Annotated in this window: 1 protein-coding gene; it reads right to left on the reverse strand. The window is 68.3% G+C overall.

The annotated features are described in order from the left end of the window. Positions 1-942: rod shape-determining protein MreC (mreC, locus tag QMX82_RS25660; RefSeq protein ID WP_282288799.1), on the reverse strand; the 942-nt coding region annotated here is incomplete at its 3' end. Positions 943-1,040 lie beyond the last annotated feature (98 nt).

A 1,040-nucleotide genomic window follows, 5' to 3' on the forward strand; every position in this document is an offset into this window, starting at 1 on the left:
GCGACTGCCGGTGCCGGCGGCGGGCGCCGGCGTGGCATTGGCGGCTGCCGGCTGCGCAGCCGAGGCGCCGGCCGGCGGCGGATTCGCCGGGGCGGCCGGGCGCTGGGCCGCATGGCGATCGGCGGCTTCCTGAGCCTCGGCGGCGTCGTTGGCGCGCTGCTCCGGCGTGCGGGTATCGCTGAACACCAGCAGCATGTAGCGACTGCGATTGAGCTTGGCGGTGGGAATGGCACGCACCACGGCGAAGGGTTGCCCCGAGTCGTGGATCACCTTGGAGACGGTGGCCACCGGATAGCCCGCCGGAAAGCGCTGGCCCAGGCCGGAACTCACCAGCAGGTCGCCTTCCTTGATGTCGGCGGTGTCGGCCACATAGCGCAGTTCCAGCCGCTCGGGATTGCCGGTGCCGACGGCGATGGCGCGCAGGCCGTTGCGATTGACCTGCACCGGAATGCTGTGGGTCACATCGGTGAGCAGCAGCACCCGCGCCGAATAGGGCATCACCTCCACCACCTGGCCCATCAGGCCGCTGGCGTCGAGCACCGGCTGGCCGACGAAGACGCCGTCCTTCGCGCCCTTGTCGATGATGATGCGATGGGTATAGGGATTGGGGTCGACGCCGATCAGTTCGCCGACCAGTACCTTGTCGTCCACCAGGGCGGCGGAATTGAGCAGCTCGCGCAGGCGCACGTTCTGCTCGGTGAGGGCGGCGAGTTTCTGCAGACGGCGCTGCAGCAGCAGTTGCTCGGCCTTGAGCCGCTCGTTTTCCGCCATCAGTTCGGTGCGGCTGGAAAACTGATCGCTGACGCCTTCCCAGGCGCGCAGGGGAAAACCCGCCACCTCATAAAGGGGCGAGAGGACCAGCGCCAGTTCGCTGCGTACCGGTTTCAGGTAGTCGAAGCGCGCGTCGGTGACCATGACACCCACCGAAAGGGCGGCCAGGATCAGCAGACGAATGCCCAGCGCCGGGCTTTTGCTGAAAATCGGCTTGATGGTGAGTTCCTCGCAGAACGCGCCCGGCGCTCCGGCCGCCAGGGGCGGCC

The organism is Pseudomonas sp. PS02302, from assembly GCF_029959585.1.
GTDB lineage: Bacteria > Pseudomonadota > Gammaproteobacteria > Pseudomonadales > Pseudomonadaceae > Chryseomonas > Chryseomonas aestiva.